We start from the raw sequence: 19,955 nt of genomic DNA on the forward strand, positions 1-19,955 counted from the left end.
GTGTCAATGGCCGGGGATCATCCACGGAAAAACGTACGCTTGCAGGGTAGTCATCACTCCGATGATGGCCGCGAAGACCAGGCTGTGCTTCACCGTGAAGCGGAACAGGTCCGACTCGCGCCCGGCCAGGCCCACCGCCGCACAGGCGATGGCGATGGACTGCGGCGAGATCATCTTGCCCGTGACGCCGCCCGTGGTGTTGGCCGCCACCGTGAGCACCTGCGGCAGGCCGAGCTGCTGCGCGGTGGTGGCCTGCAGCGCGGCGAACAGCGCGTTGGCCGACGTGTCCGAGCCGGTCAGGAACACCCCGATCCAGCCGAGGAACGGCGAGAAGAAGGTGAAGGCATGGCCCGTGTGCGCCAGGGCCAGCGCCAGCGTGGCAGACAGGCCGGAGTAGTTGGCAATGAAGGCGAAGGCCAGCACCATGCCGATGGAATAGATCGGCACGGCCAGCTCCCTGAACGTCTCGCCGAGCGTCGCCACGGCCCTGGCCGGGGACAGGCGCGTGAAAGCGATCGTGACCAGCGCGGCGATCAGGATGGCCGTGCCCGTGGCGGACAGCCAGTTGAAGGTGTACACCGCGCCGTAGGGCGCTGCCGATGCGACCACGGGAGGCACCTTCTCGACCAGGTTGTGCAGGAAGGGCACCGGGATGTTGACCACGGTGGAGGCCAGCGCGCCTTGCGCCGCAAACAGCGCCTTGAAGGGCTTGAGGCTCCAGAGCGTGACCACGGCGGTGAGGATGATGAAGGGAGACCAGGCCTTGAACACCGCGCCGGCCGTGAGCGGCGCGCCGCTGGAGACACCGGTGGCTGCGGACTGGCCGCGGGCTGCAGGCCGTGCGCCGGGCGCCGTGGGCTCCTCCTCGAAGCGGAAGATGCGCCGGGGCTGCCACACTTTCAGGAACAGCGTCAGCGCCACCAGCGAGACGATGGCGGAGGTGATGTCCGGCAGTTCGGGACCGACGTAGTTGGCCGTCAGGAACTGCATGCCGGCGAAGGTGCCGCCGCCCACCAGCACGGCGGGCCAGGTCTCCTTCACGCCGCGCCATCCGTCCATGATCGCCATGATCCAGAACAGCACGATCACCGTCATGAACGGCAACTGGCGGCCGGCCATCTGGCCGATGGCGAAGGCGTCCACGCCCGACACCTGGCCCGCCACGATGATCGGGATGCCCATCGCGCCGAACGCCACCGGGGCCGTGTTGGCGATCAGGCACAGGCCGGCGGCGTAGAGCGGCTTGAAGCCGAGTCCCACCAGCAGCGCCGCGGTGATGGCCACCGGCGCGCCGAAGCCCGCAGCCCCCTCCAGGAATGCCCCGAAGCAGAAGCCCACCAGGATGAGCTGCAGCCGCTGGTCCTCCGTGACGGAGAGGATCGACGAACGGATGACGGCGAACTGCCCCGTCGCCACCGAAATCTTGTAGAGGAACACCGCGGCCACGATGATCCAGGCGATCGGCCACAGGCCGTAGAGGAAGCCGTACACGGCCGAGGCCAGCGCGGCGCTCGCCGGCATCCGGTAGAAGAGCAGCGCCACGGCCAGCGACAGCAGCACGGTGATGGTGCCCGCCTGGTAGCCCTTCAGGCGCAGGCGGGTCAGTGCGAGGAAGAAGAAGACGATGGGAATGAGCGCCACCAGCGCGGAAATCCAGATGTTTCCGGCGGGGTCGTAGTTCTGCTGCCAGAGGGTTTGCATGGCGGGTCGGTGTGGAATGGGAAAGAGAAGACTCCGTTGCAATGGGTCTGCAAACGCAGCAAATTGGTATGACCAATAAAACCAATCAACGCAACGGAGCGAATTCTCGAAGACGCAAGACACCTCGACAAACAGGGTAAACCCGCGAGCAACGGTAAATCATACAGCATCAGCGAGAATTGGTACTACCAATTTCGCACAACCCCATTCCGACCGCCGGCGTCTGCTGCAGCGTCACCAGGCACCCACCGGCTTGCTCACCATGAACCAGAAGATGGCGAGGAAGGCCACCAATGCCGGCACGCCCAGCACCACCCAGGCGATGAAGAAGCGCCACAGCGCGGGCCACGCATCCGGATGGCCGGCCTGCGCACGCGCTGCCTCGTCGCGCATGCGCACCTGGATCCAGACCACCGGCAGCCAGCAGGCCATGGCCAGGGCATACAGGCCCAGCGACCGCGCCAGCCAGGGCGTGCTCCACGGCAGCCCCAACAGGTGCACCAGCCACCAGCCGGTGAGCGGCTGCAGCACCGCCGTGGTCCCGGTGAACAGCCAGTCCGCGCGCACCACCCAGCGCGTCATGGGCACGATGAAGCGCAGGTCGCGGCCCAGCATCGCCACCAGCAGGTAGAACGCCGTTCCGATGCCCGTGCCGAACAGGACCGTGGACGAGAGGATATGCAGCCACTTGGCGACGAAATACTCCATGGAAACCTTTCGCGTGAATGCATGCGCCTGCATGCGGTTGCCGTGCCCTCCGACACGCGGTCCGGCGCGCGGGTGGCGATGATGTGCGCAGGAGGTCCCCATGCCCATCGACTGGAAACGCGCCGTGCGCGAAGGCGCCATCGCCGGCAGCTGCGCCAGCGTGCTCTCCGCCCTGGCCCTGCTGTGGGCGGGACGGCGCCAGGCCCGCGCCGCCATCACGCCCGTCAACGCCGTGAGCCACTGGATCTGGGGCGACCCGGCATTGCGCGAACACCGCCCGAGACTCTCCCACACCCTGCCCGGCTATGCCATCCACCACGGCGCCTCCGTGTTCTGGGCCACGGCCAGCGCCGCCGCCCGGGATGCCGCGCGCTGTGCGCCCGAGGCCTCCTGGCCGGCGGCCTGCCGTCGCGCGGCGGCCACCTCTGCCGTGGCCTGCTGGGTCGATTTCCAGCTCACCCCGCGCCGTTTCACGCCCGGCTTCGAGCACCACCTGGGACATGGCGCACTGGCCGGCGTGTACCTGGCGTTCGGTGCGGGACTGGCCCTGGGCACCCTGCTCGTGCAGCGCTCCGGGCGGTCCTGACAGGCCCACTGCGGCGCACGACGCGCACACCCTACGGCATGGCAAACCGCGTTCCCTGCACGCGGTGCCGCGTCCTACGGCGGCAAGCCTGTGACGCCGACATGCACGCAGCACCGCAGGCCGTCAGATAGCGCATGGGTTTTCCCAGCTTTCATTTTTCCGACAACGCCAAGGAGTCCACCATGCCCCGAGCCGCCTGGAGCGACAAGCGCGAGCGCCAGTACGAACACATCAAGGACAGCGTCAAGCAACGTGGCCGCAGCGAAAAGACGGCCGAGCAGATCGCGGCGCGCACCGTCAACAAGGAGCGCGCCCAGCACGGCGAGGCGAAGAAGGCCAACCCCAAGACCATGCACGACACGCCCGCACCCGTGCGCGGCGGCCAGCGCTCGCATACCGGCGCGCAGGGCCGCACGCGCGAGCAGCTCTACGAGGAGGCACGCAGGAAGAACATTGCCGGCCGCTCGAAGATGAACAAGGCCGAGCTGGAAAAGGCCGTGGGGCGCTGAGGGCCAGCGTGCCCGGCGCCGGTCAGGCGTCTGTGACAGAACCGGGCCCGGAAGCCGCAGCAGCTCCCCACAGCCGTCCCAGTTGCCCGGGCGGCAACGCATCGCTGAAATGGAAGCCCTGCACCTCGTCGCAGGGCTGGCGCATGAGGCAATCGAGCTGCGCACGCGTTTCCACGCCTTCCGCCCGCACCGACACGCCGAGCGCATGCGCGAGCGCGCCCACGGCCTGCACGATGGCCCGGTCCTGCGCGCGCTCGGGCAATTGCGCGACGAAGCCGCGGCCGATCTTGATGCCGTCGGGCAGCAGGTGGCGCAGGCAGGCCAGTGACGAATAGCCCGAGGCGAAGTCGGCCAGCGTCAGCCACACCCCCTGCTGCTTGAGCGCCGCCAGGGCCCGCAGGGCCTCGTCGCCATGGGTGAGCAGGATGCCTTCGTTGATCTCCAGCTCCAGCCGGCGGGCCGGCAGGCCGCTTTCCCGCAGGGCCTCGGCCACCACGGACGGCAGGTCGGCCGCCTGCGGGCCGGCACTGCCGAACTGGCCGGCAGACAGGTTGACCGACACGCGCACGCCGGAGGGCCAGCCCGCGGCATCGCGGCACGCCGTGTGCAGCACCCATTCGCCCAGCGGGCGGATCAGCCCGGTTTCCTGCGCCAGGGGCAGGAACTCCTCGGGCTGCAGCATTCCGCGCACGGGATGCTGCCACCTTACCAGCGCCTCCAGGCTGCGCAGCGCTCCGCCGTCCACCGCATAGCAGGGCTGGTAATGCAGGCGCATCTGCCCGGTGCGCAGCGCCATGCGCAGGTCCTGCTCCATCTGCAGGCGCGCGGCGGCCTGCGCATCCAGGGCATCGGTGTAGCAGCGCCAGGTGTTGCGGCCGGCCGCCTTGGCGTCGTAGAGCGCGATGTCGCCCTTGCGCAGCAGCTCCTGCGCGGTACGCGCATGCAGCGGCGCCTGCACCACGCCGATGCTGGTGCCGATGCAGACGGTCTGGCCGTCGAAGGCGAAAGGCTCGCACAGCGCGGCCACCACGGCGGCGCAGCGGCGGCCGATGTCGCCGGGGTCCTGCGCGCCGGCCAGCACCAGTACGAACTCGTCCCCGCCCAGCCGCGCGGCGATGTCCTGCGGCCCCAGCAGCGCCTGCAGGCGCCGGGCCACCTCCTGCAGCACCCGGTCGCCCAGGGCGTGGCCGAGCGCATCGTTGATGGGCTTGAAGCGGTCGAGGTCCAGGCACAGCAGCGCCAGCGGCTCCGCCGGACCGTCCGACTCCAGGAGCGTGGCCAGGAACTGGTGCAGCCGCCGGCGGTTGGGCAGGCCGGTGAGCGTGTCGTGCAGCGAGAGGTGCCGCACCCGGGCCTGCGCCTGCCATTCGTCGGTCAGGTCCGTGGCGGTGCCGCGGAAGCCCTGCCCCTCCCCGATCGCTCGCGCCGTAACGCGGCAGATGCGCTGCAGGCCGGCGCGATCGTCGATGCGGCACAGCAGGGTGCCACGCGCTGCACCTTCGGCATCGGCAGGCCCCTGCCCGTCCGCGCGCTCCAGCCAGGGGTGCAGCGGCTGCCCGCCCTCCGGCCGCAGCAGGTCGGCCAGCGGCCTTCCCAGCCAGTCGCTGCGGCGGTGCCCGGTGACCTGCAGGAAGCGGTCGGAGAGGTACGTCAGCCGCCCCTGCGCATCCGCCTCCCACAGCCAGTCGGAAGAGGTTTCCGCCATGTCGCGGAAGCGCCGCTCGCTGCCCTGGAGTTCGGCCTGGCTGGCCTGCAGGGCCTGCAACTGCGCATCGATCTGCCGGGCCGATGCGAGCGCGTTGCGCAGCAGCAGCACCAGCACGCCCAGCATCAGCAGCACGCCCCCCGCGAACAGCGGCAGGGTCTGGCGCAGCAGGTCGCGGCCCGGCTGGGGCGGATGCCAGTTCAGGTGGATGGACGGCGAATCGAGCAGCGGCATCGATTCGTGGCCCGGCAGCGGCCCGCGCGAGGCGGTGAGCGCGGGCACGCCGTATTGCTCGCTCAGCCGCGCGAGCCACGCCGGGTCCAGCACGGTGACGAACATCATCACCGACGGTGTGCCCGGCGCGACGGGGATGGAGGAATCCCAGCCCGGCGTGATGGTGGCCGCCGCGGCGATCGCCGGCAGCCCGCCCACTTCCAGCGCGCGCACCACGCTGCCGTCCTGCACGTCGCTTTCCCGCGCCGCCGCCAGCAGGCCGGCCACGTCGCCCTGCAGCCAGTCGGTGATCCGCCGCGGCGTCGGTTTGCCGTCGATGACGCCATACACCGTGCGGCCCGCGCCATCGACGACCCACACGCCGTTGTAGCCGTAGAGATCGAAAGGGATGTCGCCCACGTTGCGGTGGTCGTCCGCCCAGACCTTGTCCACCGTCAGGTGCAGGTGCCGGTACGCCTCGCCCCACTTGCTGTAGTTGATGATGTTGCGGCCCACCTCGTTGCGCTGCTGCTCCAGGCTGCGGGCGATGAAGGTGCGCGAGCGCGCCTGCACGTCGGCATCCTGGCTCAGCGCATTGGTGACCAGCAGGTAGGCCCCGAGCCCGATGAGCACCAGCAGCGCCGCGATGGCGGGCAGCAGGCGCCGCAGCAGCGAGCGGCCGCGGCGCGGGAAAGCCCGGTGCAGGGGAGCAGGATCGTTCATCGGGAAAAAGCGGGAAACCAGCGGTCGGGCGGTCGCGGATTGTCCCAGAAGGGGCCCGAAACTGCGTTCCGCTGCCCGGACTACCCTTCGAATTGCGGGTGTGTCTGCCGGATGCGCGCCATGGCGATGCCCGCGGCGGCGGTGCGGGTTTCCACGCCCAGTTTCACATACACGCGCTCCAGGTGCTTCTTCACCGTGGCGGGGCTCGATCCCAGGATGTCGCCGATGTCGCGGTTGGTCTTGCCCTTGAGCAGCCAGTAGAGCACCTCGGCCTCGCGTGCCGTGAGCCGGAAGCCCAGCGCCAGCGCCTCGATCACCGCCGCGTCGGACACCTCGCGCATCACGATCAGCCAGTCGCCGCCGCCCTCGCTGTCGCCGGTCTGCTGGTGCAGGCTGAACGACAGGCGCCGCGCGCCGCGCTCCACCACCAGGCGCGGCGGCTCGATCTGCTGCGCCGCGAATGCCGGCACCTGCGGCAGCTGGGCCCGCAGCCATTCGGCCACGGGCAACGGCACGGCCACCGGATCGGCAGCGGCCTCCTCCGCGCCCTCCCCGCCCTGCGCGCCTTCCGTGCTGAAATATTCGCGCAGCAGCGTGCGCGCCAGCGCCGTCTGCCACATCAGCCGCCCGTCGCTCGCGCGCACGGTGATGCTGGCGTAGCCGAAGGCATCCAGCGCATTGCGCGCCTGGCCCGCCTGGCGCATGTCCTGCCGGGCCCGCCGCGCGCCCTGCAGGTGGACATGCATGCGCGCCAGCACCTCGCGCGGCTTGATGGGCTTGGTCACGTAATCCACGCCGCCGGCGGCCAGGGCCGCCTCCAGGTGCTCGGTCTCGGTGAGGCCGGTCATGAAGATGATGGGAATGTGCGCGGTGGCCGGCTGGGCTTTCAGGCGGCGCGCGACCTCGAAGCCATCCATGCCGGGCATCATGGCGTCGAGCAGCACCACGTCGGGCATGGCCTGGGCGGCGCGGGCCAATGCGGTCTCGCCGCTGGTGGCCACCAGCACCGTGTAGCCGGATTCGTCCAGCGCATCGTGCAGCACGGCCAGGTTGTCGGGCACGTCGTCCACGACCAGCACCAGGCCGGCGCTGTCGCTGTCCATCAGCGGCGCGGCGCGGCCGGCGGCCGGGGCATGGGGGGCGAAAGGCGAAGGCAGGTCGGTCATCGGGATCAGGAGGATGCCATGAGGCGGGCCAGCGCCTCGAACTGGAACTGCCGCGCCAACGCGCGTGCGCCGGCCACCCAGCCGGCGCATTCGGGCTGCGCAGCCTCGATCTCCGCCAGCTGGGCCATCACGCCCCGGTAGTAGCCCAGCTCCACGGCCTCGGCCAGCGTCGCGAGCCGCGCGGCATCGGGCAGGGCCGCGCCGGGGCCGGCGGCCGGGGGCGGCGCAGCGGGGGGCGCGGCCTTTTCTTCCAGCCACTGCAGGGCCAGGCGCCGCTCCAGCCAGTCCAGCAACTCGGTGTGGCGCACGGGCTTGACGATGAAATCCTCGGGCTTGATGCCCACGTCGTTCTCCAGCCCCTTGTCGAAGGCATTGGCCGAGACCACGGCCACGTGCGCCTGCGTGTGGCCGGCCGCACGCAGGCGGCGGATGGTCTCCCAGCCGTCGATGCCGGGCATGGCCAGGTCCATGAAGACCACGTCGGGCCGGTAGCCGGCGGCCAGCAGGTCCAGCGCGTCGTGCCCGCTGGCGGCGGTGCGCAGCTCGAAGCCCAGCGGCGCCAGCAGCTGCACCAGCAGTTCGCGGTCGGGCTCTTCGTTGTCCACCACCAGCAGCCGGCGGCGCGGGCCGGCATAGCCGCGCCGTGCAGGCCGCGGGCCGGCGGCACGCTGCTCGGCCGCGCCCAGGGCGCCGGGGTGCACTTCGGGCAGGAAGAGCCGGATGCGGAACAGCGCGCCGGCACCGGGGGTGCTGGTCACGGTCATCTCGCCGCCCATCAGCTCGGTCAGCATCTTGGCGATGGTCAGCCCCAGCCCTGCGCCGGGCGCCGCGCCCTGGCTGCTGGCCGCACCGCGCTCGAAGGGCTCGAAGATGCTGGCGCGCTCGGCCTCGGTCAGGCCCGGGCCGCTGTCCTCGATCTCGATCAGGGCCAGTTCGCGCGCATGCCGCACGCCCAGGCGCACATGCCCCGCGGCGGTGAACTTGATGGCGTTGCCGATCAGGTTGATGAGGATCTGCCGCACGCGCTTGTCGTCGCCGCGCACCACTTCGGGCAGCACGCCCTGCGGATCGAAGCGGAACGCCAGCCCCTTGGCGCGGGCCTGGGGCTCGAACATCTCGACCATCTCGTGCAGGCAGTCGGCGAAGCGCATGGGCCGTACCTGCAGCGTGAGCTTGCCGCTCTCGATGCGGGCGATGTCCAGCGTGCCCTCGATCAGCGTCAGCAGGTGCTCGCCGCCGCGCCGGATCACGCCCACGGCCTGCCGGCGGTGCGGCGGCACCGAGGCGTCCTCGCCCATCAACTGCGCGTAGCCCAGGATGCTGTTGAGCGGCGTGCGCAGCTCATGGCTGATGGCGCTGATGTAGCGGCTCTTGGCCTGGTTGGCCTGGTCGGCCAGGCGCCGGGCCTGCTCGGCCTCCTCGCGCGCCTCCTCGGCCACGCCGCGCGCCTGTTCGGCGGTGCGACGGGCTTCCTGCAGCGCCTGGTCGGTCTGCCGGTGCAGCGCGATCTCGCGCTGCAGCAGGTGGGTCTGCCGGTTCGACTCCTCCTGCGCCACCTTGCGGCTCTTGTGGGCCAGCACCAGCCACCAGGCCACGATCCCCGAGATGACCAGCAGCGCCAGGTAGGCCTTGAGCAGCCCCGAGCGCAGCGGCGCCGCGCCGGTGCCCGGCACGCCCAGGACCTGCGTCTCCTGGTGGTAGAAAAGCCCGAACACCGCCGCCAGCAGCGGCGCGATCACCAGCATCAGCAGCAGGAAGTGCCCCAGCCCGGAATCCAGCAGCCGCCATGCGCTGCGCGGCAGCAGCCAGCGCAGCGCCCCGGCCCACTGCACCGCCAGGTGCGCGTGGGGCTTGCACATGTCGCCGCAGCGCGCATCCAGCGTGCAGCACAGCGAGCAGATGTGGCCACGGTAGGCGGGGCAGTGCGCCATGTCGGGCGCCTCGTATTCGCGCTCGCAGACCACGCAGCGCAGCATGGCGGGCAGCGCGGCCGTGGCTGAAGCAGCGGCAGGGGCGGCTCCACCGCCGCTGCAGCCTTCGCAGCCCCCCGTGCCGCAGGCCCGCGGCGCCGCCGTGCGGGCCAGGTAGTAGCGCCCGCCCGTGGCCCAGGCGATGGCGGGCGCCGCGACGAAGGCCGTCACCATCGCGATCACCGCCGAGAAGGCCTGTGCGGTCGGCCCGAACAGCCCCAGGTGCGCCACCACCGACAGCAGCGAGGCCAGCGCCATCGCGCCCACGCCCACCGGGTTGACGTCGTACAGGTGCGCGCGCTTGAACTCGATGCCCGGCGGCGACAGCCCCAGCGGCTTGTTCACCACCAGGTCGGCCACCACGGCCATCATCCAGGCGATGGCGATGTTGGAATACAGCCCCAGCACCTGCCCCAGCGCGGTGAACACGTTCATCTCCATCAGCATGAAGGCGATGAGCGTGTTGAACACCACCCACACCACGCGCCCCGGGTGGCTGTGCGTGAGCCGCGAGAAGAAATTGCTCCACGCGAGCGAGCCCGCATAGGCGTTGGTCACGTTGATCTTGATCTGCGACACCACCACGAAAATCGCCGTGGCCGCCACGGCCCAGCGGTAATCCGCGAACACGTAGCCGTAGGCCGCCAGATACATCTGGTTGGGGTCCACGGCCCGCTCGGGGGGCACGCTCAGGGTGATCGCCAGGTAGGCCAGCAGCGCGCCGCCCAGCATCTTGAACACGCCCAGCACCACCCAGCCCGGCCCGCCGGCCAGCACCCCGGCCCACCACCGCCACCGGTTCGCGCGCGTGCGCGCCGGCATGAAGCGCAGGTAGTCGGCCTGCTCCCCCATCTGGGTGATGAGGGCGATGCCCACCGTGAGCGCCGCCCCAAAAAGGTGCAGATCGAACGCCGCCGAGCCGCCACGATCCCCGGAATAGTGCGCGATGCCCGCGAATGCACCAGGATCGCGCGCCAGCACGTAGCCGAACGGCACCAGCAGCATCACCAGCCAGACCGGCTGCGTCCACACCTGCAGCCGGCTGATGGCCGACACCCCGTGCGTCACCAGCGGAATCACCACCAGCGCGCAGAGCACGTAGCCCCAGGCGGGCGGAATGTCCAGCGCCAGCTCCAGCGCATAGGCCATCACGGCGGCCTCCAGCGCGAAGAAGACGAAGGTGAAGCTCGCGTAGATCAGCGAGGTGATGGTCGAGCCGATGTAGCCGAAGCCCGCCCCGCGCGTGAGCAGGTCCATGTCCACCCCGTAGCGCGCCGCACAGGCGCTGATGGGCATGCCGGCCAGGAAGATGATGAGCCCCGTCGCCAGGATGGCCCAGAAGGCGTTGGCGAAGCCGTACTGCACCAGCAGTGTGGCGCCCACCGCCTCCAGGATCAGGAACGAGGCCGCGCCGAAAGCCGTGTTGGCCACCCGCCAGGCGGACCACTTGCGAAATCGCTGCGGCGTGAAGCGCAGCGCATAGTCCTCCAGCGTCTCGCTGCCCACCCAGCTGTTGTAGTCGCGGCGCACCTTGACGATGCGCTGCGGCGCCTCGCCTTCTGCGGCGTCATGCGGTGGCAGGGAAGTGGAAACGGGGGCGGATGGCACGCCCCGCAGGTGCAGCATTCATGCCACCTGTCCTCGCCCGCGGCGCTGCACGCCTTCAGCGCGCAGGGGGCATGCGGCCGGCGTAGGCCTTGTCGGTCAGGCTGCGCAGGAAGGCCACGAGGTCGTCGATCTCCGCGTCGGACAGCGCCGCCGCGGTGCCGGCACGCCGGTTCATCGGCGGCGAATTGACGTTGACATTGCCGCGGCATGCCTGCGGCACGTCGTCGAAGGGCCGGCCGCCGGCGTACCAGTGGGCGGGGTCGGTAGAGCGCGTGTTGTAGAACGCCACCGCGTCGCGCAGGTCGCCGAACACCGCGTTGTGCATGAAACGCTGGCGCACCGCCACGTTGCGCAGCCCCGGCGTGCGCAGGTAGGCGCACCACTGCCCCGGCTCCGGCCAGCCCAGGCGCCGCGCCGTGGCATCCAGCCCGGTATCGAAATGGCGCGGATCGCGGTTGTCCGCCAGCCGCCGGTTGCGCGGCACGGCGATCGCGTCGTACCCGAAATCGGTGAACAGCGACCGCTCGGACCGCGACGCCGTCTCCGCCATGGTGTGGCAGGAGGCGCAGTTGCCCTTGTCCGGGTTGCGGAACAGCGCCAGCCCGCGCTGCTCGGCCGGCGACAACGTGCCCTGGCCGCGCAGGTAGTCGTCGAAGCGCGAACTGAACGGCGCCATGGCGTCGCTCTGCAGGAAGGCCTGCAATGCGGCCCCCAGGGCGCGCAGCAGCGCCTCGGGGTCGCGCTGCACCGCGGCGCCGAAGCGCGGCGCCAGCTCCGCCGCCAAACCGCTGCGCTGCGCCGAGCGCAGCAATTGCCCCGGGGTGCCGTTGTTCATCTCGCGCGGGTCCAGCAAGGGGCCGCGGATCTGCTCGGCCAGCGTGTCGGCCCGCCCGTCGGCGAACAGGCCGCCGAAGGGCGAGGCGAAGGGCGCATCGTCGTCCTGGTAGAAATGGCGGCGCGGCACGTAGCGCACGTAGAGCAGCGAGGGCGCCGTGCGCGCGCCGAAGTGCCCGGGCCGGCTGCCTTCGGAGGTGCCCGGCCCGGCCAGCGCACGGGGCGTGGCCAGGCTGGGCCCGAAGGCCTGCCCCGGGTCGTGGCAGGCCGCGCACGACATGCCGCGCGGCCGCGACAGCCGCGGGTCGTTGAACAGCCTCTCGCCCAGGTGCACCAGTTCCGGATCGGGAGCAAACACGGCCCGGGTCGGGTCCACCCGCGAGGCCACCTGGGGCGTGCGCCCCACCCAGCCCACCACCGCCTGGGCCGGCACGCCCGCCAGCAGCACGACCTGCGTCTCGGGCACACCAGCCGCACCGGGCGCAGCGGCAGCCGCCGCCAGGGGCAGCCACGCCAGCGCGACGGCCGCCAGCCGGCTCCGCCAGCCTGCCGTCACGGCGCCAGGAAGCCGGTCTTGTCGCACGCCAGCGTGCGGCCGGACTGCTGGCAGGTGGCCAGCAGCTTGCCGGTGGTCGTGTAGGCCTTGAAGGTCCAGCCGGTGGCGGGCGACGCGCGGCGCTCCATCATCGCGAAGCCGAAGCTCGCGTGGTGCGTGATGCGGTCGATGGTGGTGCCCGGCGCGGGCGAAGCGCTGGCCGGCAGCGGATCGGACAGCGCCACGTCGAGGTTGTCGCCTGCGTTGCCGGTCACCAGCGTCGCCGGATGGCCCGAGGCGAAGTTGATGGCCTGGAAGTCGTGCACGTGGCCGTGGAGCGCGACGTGCACGCCCGGCGGATAGTAGGCCTGCTGGTAGAGGCCCACCATGGCCGACTGCAGCGCCGCATTGCCCGGTGCGGGCGTGCTGCCGGCCACCGGCGCGAAGGCCAGGATCGGGTGGTGGTTGGTGAAGATGTTCGTCGCCACGCCGGCCTTGGCCGCCAGCGCGGCCACGCTCTGGAACTGCTTCTGGTAGATGCCGAACTGCAGGTCCGTGCTCTTGAGCGCCGTCTTGCCCGTCTTGGCCGAATCGAACACGATCACCTGCGTATCCCCGCCCAGGGCCACCGCATAGGGCTCGGAATAGTTGCCCACGTTGTCGTTGGCCGGCAGGTTGCAGGAGCTCTGCTCGCTGTAGGCGCGCGGGTCCAGGAAGCGGAACCAGCCCTGCCCGGCGCGCGCGCACTCCTCATGGTTGCCGCGCGCCATGATCCAGGGCGCGCCGGCCAGCAGCGGCGCCGCGGGCTTGAAGAAGTCCGCCTGCCAGGTGTCCCAGCCATAGCCCCAGGGGCTGCCCTTGCAGCCCGCCACATCGCCCGGGCAGGCGTTTTCGCGGTAGTGGTAGTCGCCGATGTGCAGCACCAGGTCCGGCGCCATGGCGGCGGCCGTCGCGGCGACGGTCGCGAAGGGCCACGCCACGGGATCGCTGCAGGGCTGCCAGGCGTTGTCCGCCTTCTTGAGGCGGCAGCCCGTGTCGGCGATCAGCAGCACGCGCTGCGGCTGCGCCTTCGGCAGCGGCAGGGTGCGGTCGGCCACGGTGGCCTGGCGGGCCGAATCGGGCAGCACCGTCTCGCAGACCGACACGGGAAACTCCGAAGGCTTCGAGTCGGACGGATCGCTCGCGGTGGTCCGCTGCGCCACCGTGCCGGCGGCCACGCGCAGCGCCATGCGGCTGGGCTGGTTGTCCACCACGATCCGGGGGCAGACGCTGGCGTCCGCGGCCGAGCCGGCGGGCAGCGTGTAGCTGGTGATCACCCGGGCAGTGGCATGGCTGCCTTCGCCCACCACCACCCAGGCGGCCTGGATGTTGGCGGGTGCGCTCGCGGCATCGGCCGTGATGCCGGAGCCGCCGCCGTCGCAGCCGGACAGGGTGAGCGCGCCGCCGATGGCGAGCGCCGCTCCGAAGGGAGAAATCCAGCGGGATGCCTGCATGTCGTGTGTCTTTCTTTCAAGCGGGCCGGTCGTCGGGCCGGGCCGCATCCTAGTAACAGCGGGTTACATCCACGTGACACCTCCAGCCGTTCCCGCTGGCAAGGTTCCTGCTTTACGATGTCTGCCCAGTTGAGGCGACCGACGGAACCACCCATGGAACTGACCCCCCGGGAAAAAGACAAGCTGCTTCTCTTCACCGCCGCGCTGCTGGCCGAACGCCGCAAGGCGCGCGGCCTCAAGCTCAACTACCCGGAGGCGGTAGCACTGATCTCCGCGGCCGTGCTGGAAGGCGCCCGCGACGGCAAGACCGTGGCCCAGCTCATGAGCGAGGGCCGCGAAGTCCTCACGCGCGACGACGTGATGGACGGCGTGCCGGAAATGATCTCGGACATCCAGGTCGAAGCCACCTTCCCGGACGGCACCAAGCTCGTCACCGTCCACCAGCCCATCGCCTGAAGGCGACCGCGGACTGCCCCGCCCCCCTTCTCTCTCTGCCCACGGAGCCTCCCATGCGCATTGCCCGTTCCCTCCTGCCCGCACTGCTTGCCGCCGCCGCGCTGCCGGCGCTGGCCCATACCGGTGCGGATGCCGGCCACCACCACGGCTTCACCGCCGGGTTCCTGCACCCGCTCACCGGCATGGACCACCTGGCCGCGATGGTGGCCGTGGGCCTGTGGAGCGCCCTGGCCGCGCGCAGCCGCCGCGAACTGCTGGCAGCGCCCCTGGGCTTCGCCGGCATGCTGCTGGCGGGCGCGCTCGCGGGCCTCGCGGGCCTGTCGCTGCCCGCGGTGGAGCCCATGATCGCCGCCTCGCTGCTGGTGCTGGGCCTGCTGGTGGCCACGCAGCGCCGCCTGCCCGCGCCCGCCGCCGCGGCGCTGGTCGGCGTCTTCGCCGTGTTCCACGGCATCGCCCACGGCCACGAACTGGCCGGCGACGGTGCCGCCCTGCCCACGCTGGCCGGCATGCTCGCCGCCACCGTGGCCCTGCATGCCGGCGGCATCGGCCTGGGCGTGGCCCTGCGCGGCGCCAACCGCTGGCTGCCGCGTGCGGCCGGCGCCGCCGTCGGCCTCTTCGGCCTCGCCCTGCTGGGCGGCCTGGCCTGAACACGAACCGAGGAGCGCACCATGGTCCCGGGCGAACTGCTGGTCGATGACGGCGAGCACCCACTCAACCCCTGCCGGCGCACCGTCACCCTGGTGGTGCGCAACAGCGCCGACCGGCCCATCCAGGTCGGCTCGCACTACCACTTCGCCGAAACCAACGGCGCGCTCGATTTCGACCGCGCGGCCGCGCGCGGCATGCGGCTGAACATCACCTCGGGCACCGCGGTGCGCTTCGAGCCCGGCCAGCAGCGCACCGTCGAACTGGTGGACTACGCCGGCAGCCGCACCGTGTACGGCTTCCGCGGCGACACCCAGGGCCCGCTGGACGTGCCCCCCGCGGAAGCCGCACCCGGCCTGCCGCAGCAGCCCTGATCCGCCCCGCCCCTTCACGCACCACGCCCACAGCCACCGGAAAGGCAAGACCACACCATGGCCACCGTATCCCGCCGCGCCTACGCGGAAATGTTCGGCCCCACCGTGGGCGACCGCGTGCGGCTGGCCGACACCGGCCTCGTCGCCGAAGTCGAGCAGGACTTCACCCTGCGCGCCGGCGGCTACGGCGAGGAAGTCAAGTTCGGCGGCGGCAAGACCATCCGCGACGGCATGGCCCAGAGCCAGCGCACCCGCGCCGAAGGGGCGATGGACACCGTGCTCACCAACGCCCTCGTCATCGACCACTGGGGCATCGTCAAGGCCGATATCGGCCTGAAGGACGGCCGCGTCGCCGCCATCGGCAAGGCCGGCAACCCGGACACCCAGCCCGGCGTGGACATCGTCATCGGCCCCGGCACCGAGATCATCAGCTGCGAAGGCAATATCGTCACCGCCGGAGGCATCGACAGCCACATCCACTTCATCTGCCCCCAGCAGATCGAGGAGGCGCTGGCCTCCGGCGTCACCACCATGCTCGGCGGCGGCACCGGCCCGGCCACCGGCACCCTGGCCACCACCTCCACCCCCGGCCCCTGGCACATCGAGCGCATGCTGCAGGCGGCGGACGCCTTCCCGATGAACATCGGCTTCCTGGGCAAGGGCAACGCCAGCCTGCCCGCCGCGCTGCACGAGCAGATCGAGGCCGGCGTGATCGGCCTCAAGCTGCACGAGGACTGGGGCACCACGCCCTCGGCCATCAGCAACTGCCTGGACGTGGCCGATGCCACCGACACGCAGGTGGCGATCCACTCCGACACCCTCAACGAGAGCGGCTTCGTCGAGAACACCATCGCCGCCGTCGGCGGGCGCGGGATCTGCGCCTTCCACACCGAAGGCGCGGGCGGGGGCCATGCGCCGGACATCCTGCGCGTGGTGGGCGAGGACAACTTCCTGCCCTCCTCCACCAACCCCACCATGCCCTACACGCGCAACACGCTGGACGAGCACGTGGACATGCTCATGGTGTGCCACCACCTGGACGCCTCCATCGCCGAAGACCTGGCCTTCGCCGAGAGCCGCATCCGCAAGGAAACCATCGCCGCCGAGGACATCCTGCACGACCTGGGCGCCATCAGCATGATGAGCAGCGACAGCCAGGCCATGGGCCGCGTCGGCGAAGTCATCCTGCGCACCTGGCAGACGGCCGACAAGATGAAGCAGCAGCGCGGCGCCCTGCCCGAGGATGGCCCCCGCAACGACAACCACCGCATCAAGCGCTACGTCGCCAAGTACACCATCAACCCCGCGATCGCCCACGGCATTTCCCACGACGTGGGCAGCCTGGAGGTCGGCAAGTGGGCCGACATCGTGGTCTGGAAGCCCGCCTTCTTCGGCGTGAAGCCCGCGATGATCCTCAAGGGCGGCAGCATCGCCCTGGCCGCCATGGGCGACCCCAACGCCTCCATCCCCACGCCCCAGCCCGTGCACTACCGCCCCATGTTCGGTGCCTTCGGCGGCTCCCTGGAGCGCTCCTCGCTCACCTTCGTCTCGCAGGCGGCCATGGCGGCCGGCGTGGGCGAGCGCTACGGCCTGGCCAAGCAGCTCAGCGCCGTGCGCGGCATCCGCGGCGTGCGCAAGCAGCACATGGTGCACAACAGCTACACCCCGCGCATGGAGATCGACGCGCAGACCTACACCGTGCGCGCCGACGGCCAGCTGCTCACCTGCGAACCCGCCACCCGGCTGCCGCTGGCGCAGCGCTACTTCCTTTTCTGAGCCGGCCGATGGACGCACGCCCCGACGCGGCCACGGCCGCCCTGCGCATCCGCCTGGACGACCTGGGCGACCCGCGCATCGCCGTCTTCCTGGAGGAGCACCTGGCCGACATGCGCCGCGTCTCGCCCCCCGAGAGCGTGCACGCGCTCGACCTGGACGGCCTGCGCCGCCCGGAAATCCGCTTCTGGAGCGCCTGGCTGGAAACGCCGCACGGCGACCAACTGGCCGGCACCGTCGCGCTCAAGCGGCTGGACGCCGGCCATGCGGAACTCAAGTCGATGCGCACGGCCGCCGCCCTGCGCGGCCAGGGCATCGCCGCCCGCATGCTGGCCCACGCCCTTGCCGAGGCCCGCGCCGCAGGCCACGCGCGCATCAGCCTGGAGACGGGCAGCCAGCCCTTTTTCGCGCCGGCCCGCGCGCTCTATGCACGCCACGGCTTCGAGGACTGCGCGCCGTTCGGCAGCTACGGCCCCGACCCGGCCAGCCACTTCATGACACGCGCGCTCTGACGCACACGCATCCGCCAGGCGCCCGCCGGCCGGCCCCACGCTCCCAGGACGGGCCGCCAGGCCGCAGAATGGCGTTTTCGCCGCCCAGGACCCCGACATGCTGACCGCCAACAAACTCCTCCCCCAGGGCCACGGCCTCGCCCCCGTCCTGCTCAAGCGCGCCGCCACCGTCGAACTCGACTGGGACGTGCGCCAGAAAAGCCGCTTCGCCGCCACCGATTCCACCGGGCGCGAACTGGGCGTCTTCCTGCCCCGCGGCACCGTCGTGCGCGGCGGCGACGTGCTCGTGGCCGAGGACGGCAGCATGGTCCGCGTGCTCGCCGCGCCCCAGGCCGTGCTGCGCATCACCCACTGCACGCAGCACGGCACGCCCTTCGACCTCATCCGCGCCGCCTACCACCTCGGCAACCGCCACGTGCCGATCGAGCTGCGCCCGGACCACCTTCAGATCGAGCCCGACCACGTGCTCGCCGACATGCTGCGCGCCATGCACCTCATCGTCACCGAGCAGCAGGCGCCCTTCGAGCCCGAAGGCGGCGCGTATGCCGCGGGCGGGCACGGACACGGCCATGCGCACGGACACGGCCACGGACATGCGGCCCACAGCCACGGGCACGATCACGGCCATGACCATGGGCATGGCCACGCGCACGCGCACAGCCACGACCACGGCACGCACGCACCAGGCCATGAGCACGACCACGAAGCCGAAGGCTGCGACCACGATCACGACTGCGGCCACCACCATGACCACGGCCAGGACCATGGCCACGCCCATCCGCATTCCCTCGCCCGCTGAAGCGCGCATGGCGCCTGCACCCGATTCCGCCCCTTCCGGTCCTGCAGCGCCCGGTCCGGCATCGATGCCACAAGCCCTGCCCGCGGCCAGCCTGCTGCAGCTCATCTGGCTCGCTTCGCCCGCCCTGCCCGTGGGCGGTTTCTCGTACTCCGAAGGGCTGGAGATCGCCGTCGAATGCGCGGGCGTCACCACCGAAGCCACGGCCGCCGCCTGGCTGCAGGAACAGCTGATGCTCACCCAGGCCCGCGGCGACCTCGCCGTCGTCCACCAGGCCCTCACCGCCTGGCGCGCGGGCGACGCGGAGCGCGTGCGCGCCCTCAACGACTGGGTGCTGCACACCCGCGAGACCAGCGAGTTGCGCCTGCAGACCGAGCAGATGGGCCGCTCCCTCGCCGACTGGCTGCGCAACCAGCACACGGGTGATCCGGAGGCCCTGGCCGACGTCGCGCGCCTCGCCGCCCTGCCACCCACCTATCCCGTCGCCTTCGCCCTGGCCGCCGCGCGCACCCAGGCACGCTCCGAAGACGTGCTGCTCGCCTGCGCCTTCGGCTGGGCCGAGAACATGGTCCAGGCCGCCATCAAGGCCGTGCCCCTGGGCCAGAGCGCCGGCCAGCGCATCCTCGCGCGGCTCGCCGCCGCCATCCCCGGCGCCGTGGCCCACGCCATGCAACTGGGCGACGCGGAGCGCCAGGCCTTCTCCCCCATGCTGGCCGTGCTCTCGGCCCGGCATGAAACGCAGTATTCCCGCCTTTTCCGCTCATGACCGCCATGACCATGAACATGAACGCCACCACCAACACCTCGCCCCTGCACCACGTCCCGAACCGCACCAAGCCCCTGCCCCCGCTGCGCGTGGGCATCGGCGGCCCCGTCGGCTCCGGCAAGACCACCATCCTGGAGATGCTCTGCAAGGCCATGCGCGACCAATACGACCTCGTCGCCATCACCAACGACATCTACACCAAGGAAGACCAGCGCCTGCTCACCGTCAGCGGCGCCCTGCCCGCCGAACGCATCATGGGCGTGGAAACCGGCGGCTGCCCCCACACCGCCATCCGCGAGGACTGCTCCATCAACCTCGAGGCCATCGACCGCATGCTGGCCCAGTACCCCGATGCCGACATCGTCTTCGTCGAAAGCGGCGGCGACAACCTGGCCGCCACCTTCAGCCCCGAGCTGAGCGACCTCACCATCTACGTGATCGACGTCGCCGCCGGCGAGAAGATCCCCCGCAAGGGCGGCCCCGGCATCACCAAGAGCGATCTCTTCGTCATCAACAAGACCGACCTCGCACCCCACGTGGGTGCGAACCTGGACGTGATGGAGGCCGACACGCGCCGCATGCGGGGTAGCAAACCCTTCGTGATGACCAACCTGAAGACGCAGCAGGGGCTGGACGGAGTGATCGAGTTCATCGAGAAGAAGGGGTTGCTGCAGGCGGGGCGGGCTTGAGGGGCTGCCCCACGCGGCTAGAATGCGGCTCCTGCAGCCTGCGGAGACTTGGGTGAGCGGTTTAAACCAGCAGTCTTGAAAACTGCCGACGGGCAACCGTCCGTGAGTTCGAATCTCACAGTCTCCGCCAGACCCACCAAACAAGCGCCCTCGTCAGGGCGCTTTTTTTCGCGCTGATGGCGGCATTGATCAT

General features: G+C 71.0%; 17 protein-coding genes and 1 tRNA gene. 11 read left to right on the forward strand and 7 right to left on the reverse strand.

Features of this window, described 5'->3' with window-relative positions; genetic code table 11:
- Positions 1 to 3 precede the first annotated feature (3 nt).
- Positions 4 to 1,701, reverse strand: a complete 1,698-nt coding sequence (lldP, locus tag ACAV_RS16900; RefSeq protein ID WP_013595799.1) for an L-lactate permease — start codon at positions 1,699 to 1,701, stop codon at positions 4 to 6.
- Between the two features lie 234 nt (positions 1,702 to 1,935).
- The gene (locus ACAV_RS16905) at positions 1,936 to 2,409 is read right to left on the reverse strand and encodes a DUF2269 family protein (RefSeq protein ID WP_013595800.1); all 474 of its coding nucleotides are present in this window, start codon (positions 2,407 to 2,409) and stop codon (positions 1,936 to 1,938) included.
- Positions 2,410 to 2,509: 100 nt separating this feature from the next.
- Here ACAV_RS16905 and ACAV_RS16910 point away from each other — a divergent pair, with 100 nt between their 5' ends.
- On the forward strand, positions 2,510 to 2,995 hold the full coding sequence (locus tag ACAV_RS16910) for a hypothetical protein (RefSeq protein WP_013595801.1): 486 nt from the start codon (positions 2,510 to 2,512) through the stop codon (positions 2,993 to 2,995).
- A gap of 182 nt (positions 2,996 to 3,177) precedes the next feature.
- Complete coding sequence (locus tag ACAV_RS16915; protein WP_013595802.1) at positions 3,178 to 3,504, forward strand: hypothetical protein; 327 nt, start codon at positions 3,178 to 3,180, stop codon at positions 3,502 to 3,504.
- A 22-nt stretch (positions 3,505 to 3,526) separates the two neighbouring features.
- On the opposite strand, the gene ACAV_RS16920 is transcribed toward ACAV_RS16915, so the two are convergent.
- From ACAV_RS16920 to ACAV_RS16940, 5 genes are all read right to left on the reverse strand, one after another.
- Complete coding sequence (locus ACAV_RS16920; RefSeq protein ID WP_013595803.1) at positions 3,527 to 6,145, reverse strand: bifunctional diguanylate cyclase/phosphodiesterase; 2,619 nt, start codon at positions 6,143 to 6,145, stop codon at positions 3,527 to 3,529.
- An 80-nt stretch (positions 6,146 to 6,225) separates the two neighbouring features.
- Positions 6,226 to 7,311 carry a response regulator transcription factor gene (locus tag ACAV_RS16925; protein ID WP_013595804.1) on the reverse strand — a complete coding sequence of 362 codons (1,086 nt, stop codon included), beginning with the start codon at positions 7,309 to 7,311 and terminating at the stop codon, positions 6,226 to 6,228.
- Between the two features lie 5 nt (positions 7,312 to 7,316).
- A complete protein-coding gene (locus ACAV_RS16930; protein WP_013595805.1) occupies positions 7,317 to 10,907 on the reverse strand; it encodes a hybrid sensor histidine kinase/response regulator in 3,591 nt (1,196 codons plus the stop codon).
- Between the two features lie 37 nt (positions 10,908 to 10,944).
- Positions 10,945 to 12,306, reverse strand: a complete 1,362-nt coding sequence (locus tag ACAV_RS16935) for a cytochrome-c peroxidase (protein WP_434799800.1) — start codon at positions 12,304 to 12,306, stop codon at positions 10,945 to 10,947.
- On the reverse strand, positions 12,276 to 13,751 hold the full coding sequence (locus ACAV_RS16940; protein WP_013595807.1) for a metallophosphoesterase: 1,476 nt from the start codon (positions 13,749 to 13,751) through the stop codon (positions 12,276 to 12,278). The genes ACAV_RS16935 and ACAV_RS16940 overlap by 31 nt, the downstream gene beginning before the upstream one ends.
- Positions 13,752 to 13,904: 153 nt before the next feature.
- Here ACAV_RS16940 and ACAV_RS16945 point away from each other — a divergent pair, with 153 nt between their 5' ends.
- From ACAV_RS16945 to ACAV_RS16985, 9 genes are all read left to right on the forward strand, one after another.
- Positions 13,905 to 14,207 carry an urease subunit gamma gene (locus tag ACAV_RS16945; RefSeq protein ID WP_013595808.1) on the forward strand — a complete coding sequence of 101 codons (303 nt, stop codon included), beginning with the start codon at positions 13,905 to 13,907 and terminating at the stop codon, positions 14,205 to 14,207.
- Between the two features lie 53 nt (positions 14,208 to 14,260).
- Entirely contained in the window at positions 14,261 to 14,854 is a 594-nt protein-coding gene (locus ACAV_RS16950) for a HupE/UreJ family protein (RefSeq protein WP_013595809.1), read from the forward strand.
- A gap of 21 nt (positions 14,855 to 14,875) precedes the next feature.
- Complete coding sequence (locus tag ACAV_RS16955; RefSeq protein ID WP_013595810.1) at positions 14,876 to 15,226, forward strand: urease subunit beta; 351 nt, start codon at positions 14,876 to 14,878, stop codon at positions 15,224 to 15,226.
- A 57-nt stretch (positions 15,227 to 15,283) separates the two neighbouring features.
- Positions 15,284 to 17,002: an urease subunit alpha gene (ureC, locus tag ACAV_RS16960; RefSeq protein WP_013595811.1), complete on the forward strand. Its 1,719-nt coding sequence runs from the start codon at positions 15,284 to 15,286 to the stop codon at positions 17,000 to 17,002.
- Between the two features lie 8 nt (positions 17,003 to 17,010).
- Entirely contained in the window at positions 17,011 to 17,511 is a 501-nt protein-coding gene (locus ACAV_RS16965; protein WP_013595812.1) for a GNAT family N-acetyltransferase, read from the forward strand.
- 97 nt (positions 17,512 to 17,608) lie between these two features.
- Entirely contained in the window at positions 17,609 to 18,310 is a 702-nt protein-coding gene (ureE, locus tag ACAV_RS16970; RefSeq protein WP_013595813.1) for an urease accessory protein UreE, read from the forward strand.
- 64 nt (positions 18,311 to 18,374) lie between these two features.
- Complete coding sequence (locus ACAV_RS16975; protein WP_013595814.1) at positions 18,375 to 19,073, forward strand: urease accessory protein UreF; 699 nt, start codon at positions 18,375 to 18,377, stop codon at positions 19,071 to 19,073.
- Positions 19,070 to 19,762, forward strand: coding sequence for an urease accessory protein UreG (ureG, locus tag ACAV_RS16980; RefSeq protein ID WP_013595815.1), 693 nt, complete (start codon positions 19,070 to 19,072; stop codon positions 19,760 to 19,762). Before ACAV_RS16975 ends, ureG begins: the two co-directional genes overlap by 4 nt.
- Positions 19,763 to 19,804: 42 nt before the next feature.
- A tRNA-Ser gene (locus ACAV_RS16985) sits at positions 19,805 to 19,892 on the forward strand.
- The last annotated feature ends 63 nt before the right edge of the window (positions 19,893 to 19,955 follow it).

Source organism: Paracidovorax avenae ATCC 19860 (assembly GCF_000176855.2).
Lineage (GTDB): Bacteria > Pseudomonadota > Gammaproteobacteria > Burkholderiales > Burkholderiaceae_C > Paracidovorax > Paracidovorax avenae.

What these genes read in the sequence shown, in the direction of transcription:
- lldP (WP_013595799.1), bottom strand. Translation starts at nt 1,701, where the DNA reads ATGCAAACCCTCTGGCAGCAGAACTACGACCCCGCCGGAAACATCTGG.
- ACAV_RS16905 (WP_013595800.1), bottom strand. Translation starts at nt 2,409, where the DNA reads ATGGAGTATTTCGTCGCCAAGTGGCTGCATATCCTCTCGTCCACGGTC.
- ACAV_RS16910 (WP_013595801.1), top strand. Translation starts at nt 2,510, where the DNA reads ATGCCCATCGACTGGAAACGCGCCGTGCGCGAAGGCGCCATCGCCGGC.
- ACAV_RS16915 (WP_013595802.1), top strand. Translation starts at nt 3,178, where the DNA reads ATGCCCCGAGCCGCCTGGAGCGACAAGCGCGAGCGCCAGTACGAACAC.
- ACAV_RS16920 (WP_013595803.1), bottom strand. Translation starts at nt 6,145, where the DNA reads ATGAACGATCCTGCTCCCCTGCACCGGGCTTTCCCGCGCCGCGGCCGC.
- ACAV_RS16925 (WP_013595804.1), bottom strand. Translation starts at nt 7,311, where the DNA reads ATGACCGACCTGCCTTCGCCTTTCGCCCCCCATGCCCCGGCCGCCGGC.
- ACAV_RS16930 (WP_013595805.1), bottom strand. Translation starts at nt 10,907, where the DNA reads ATGCTGCACCTGCGGGGCGTGCCATCCGCCCCCGTTTCCACTTCCCTG.
- ACAV_RS16940 (WP_013595807.1), bottom strand. Translation starts at nt 13,751, where the DNA reads ATGCAGGCATCCCGCTGGATTTCTCCCTTCGGAGCGGCGCTCGCCATC.
- ACAV_RS16945 (WP_013595808.1), top strand. Translation starts at nt 13,905, where the DNA reads ATGGAACTGACCCCCCGGGAAAAAGACAAGCTGCTTCTCTTCACCGCC.
- ACAV_RS16950 (WP_013595809.1), top strand. Translation starts at nt 14,261, where the DNA reads ATGCGCATTGCCCGTTCCCTCCTGCCCGCACTGCTTGCCGCCGCCGCG.
- ACAV_RS16955 (WP_013595810.1), top strand. Translation starts at nt 14,876, where the DNA reads ATGGTCCCGGGCGAACTGCTGGTCGATGACGGCGAGCACCCACTCAAC.
- ureC (WP_013595811.1), top strand. Translation starts at nt 15,284, where the DNA reads ATGGCCACCGTATCCCGCCGCGCCTACGCGGAAATGTTCGGCCCCACC.
- ACAV_RS16965 (WP_013595812.1), top strand. Translation starts at nt 17,011, where the DNA reads ATGGACGCACGCCCCGACGCGGCCACGGCCGCCCTGCGCATCCGCCTG.
- ureE (WP_013595813.1), top strand. Translation starts at nt 17,609, where the DNA reads ATGCTGACCGCCAACAAACTCCTCCCCCAGGGCCACGGCCTCGCCCCC.
- ACAV_RS16975 (WP_013595814.1), top strand. Translation starts at nt 18,375, where the DNA reads ATGCCACAAGCCCTGCCCGCGGCCAGCCTGCTGCAGCTCATCTGGCTC.
- ureG (WP_013595815.1), top strand. Translation starts at nt 19,070, where the DNA reads ATGACCGCCATGACCATGAACATGAACGCCACCACCAACACCTCGCCC.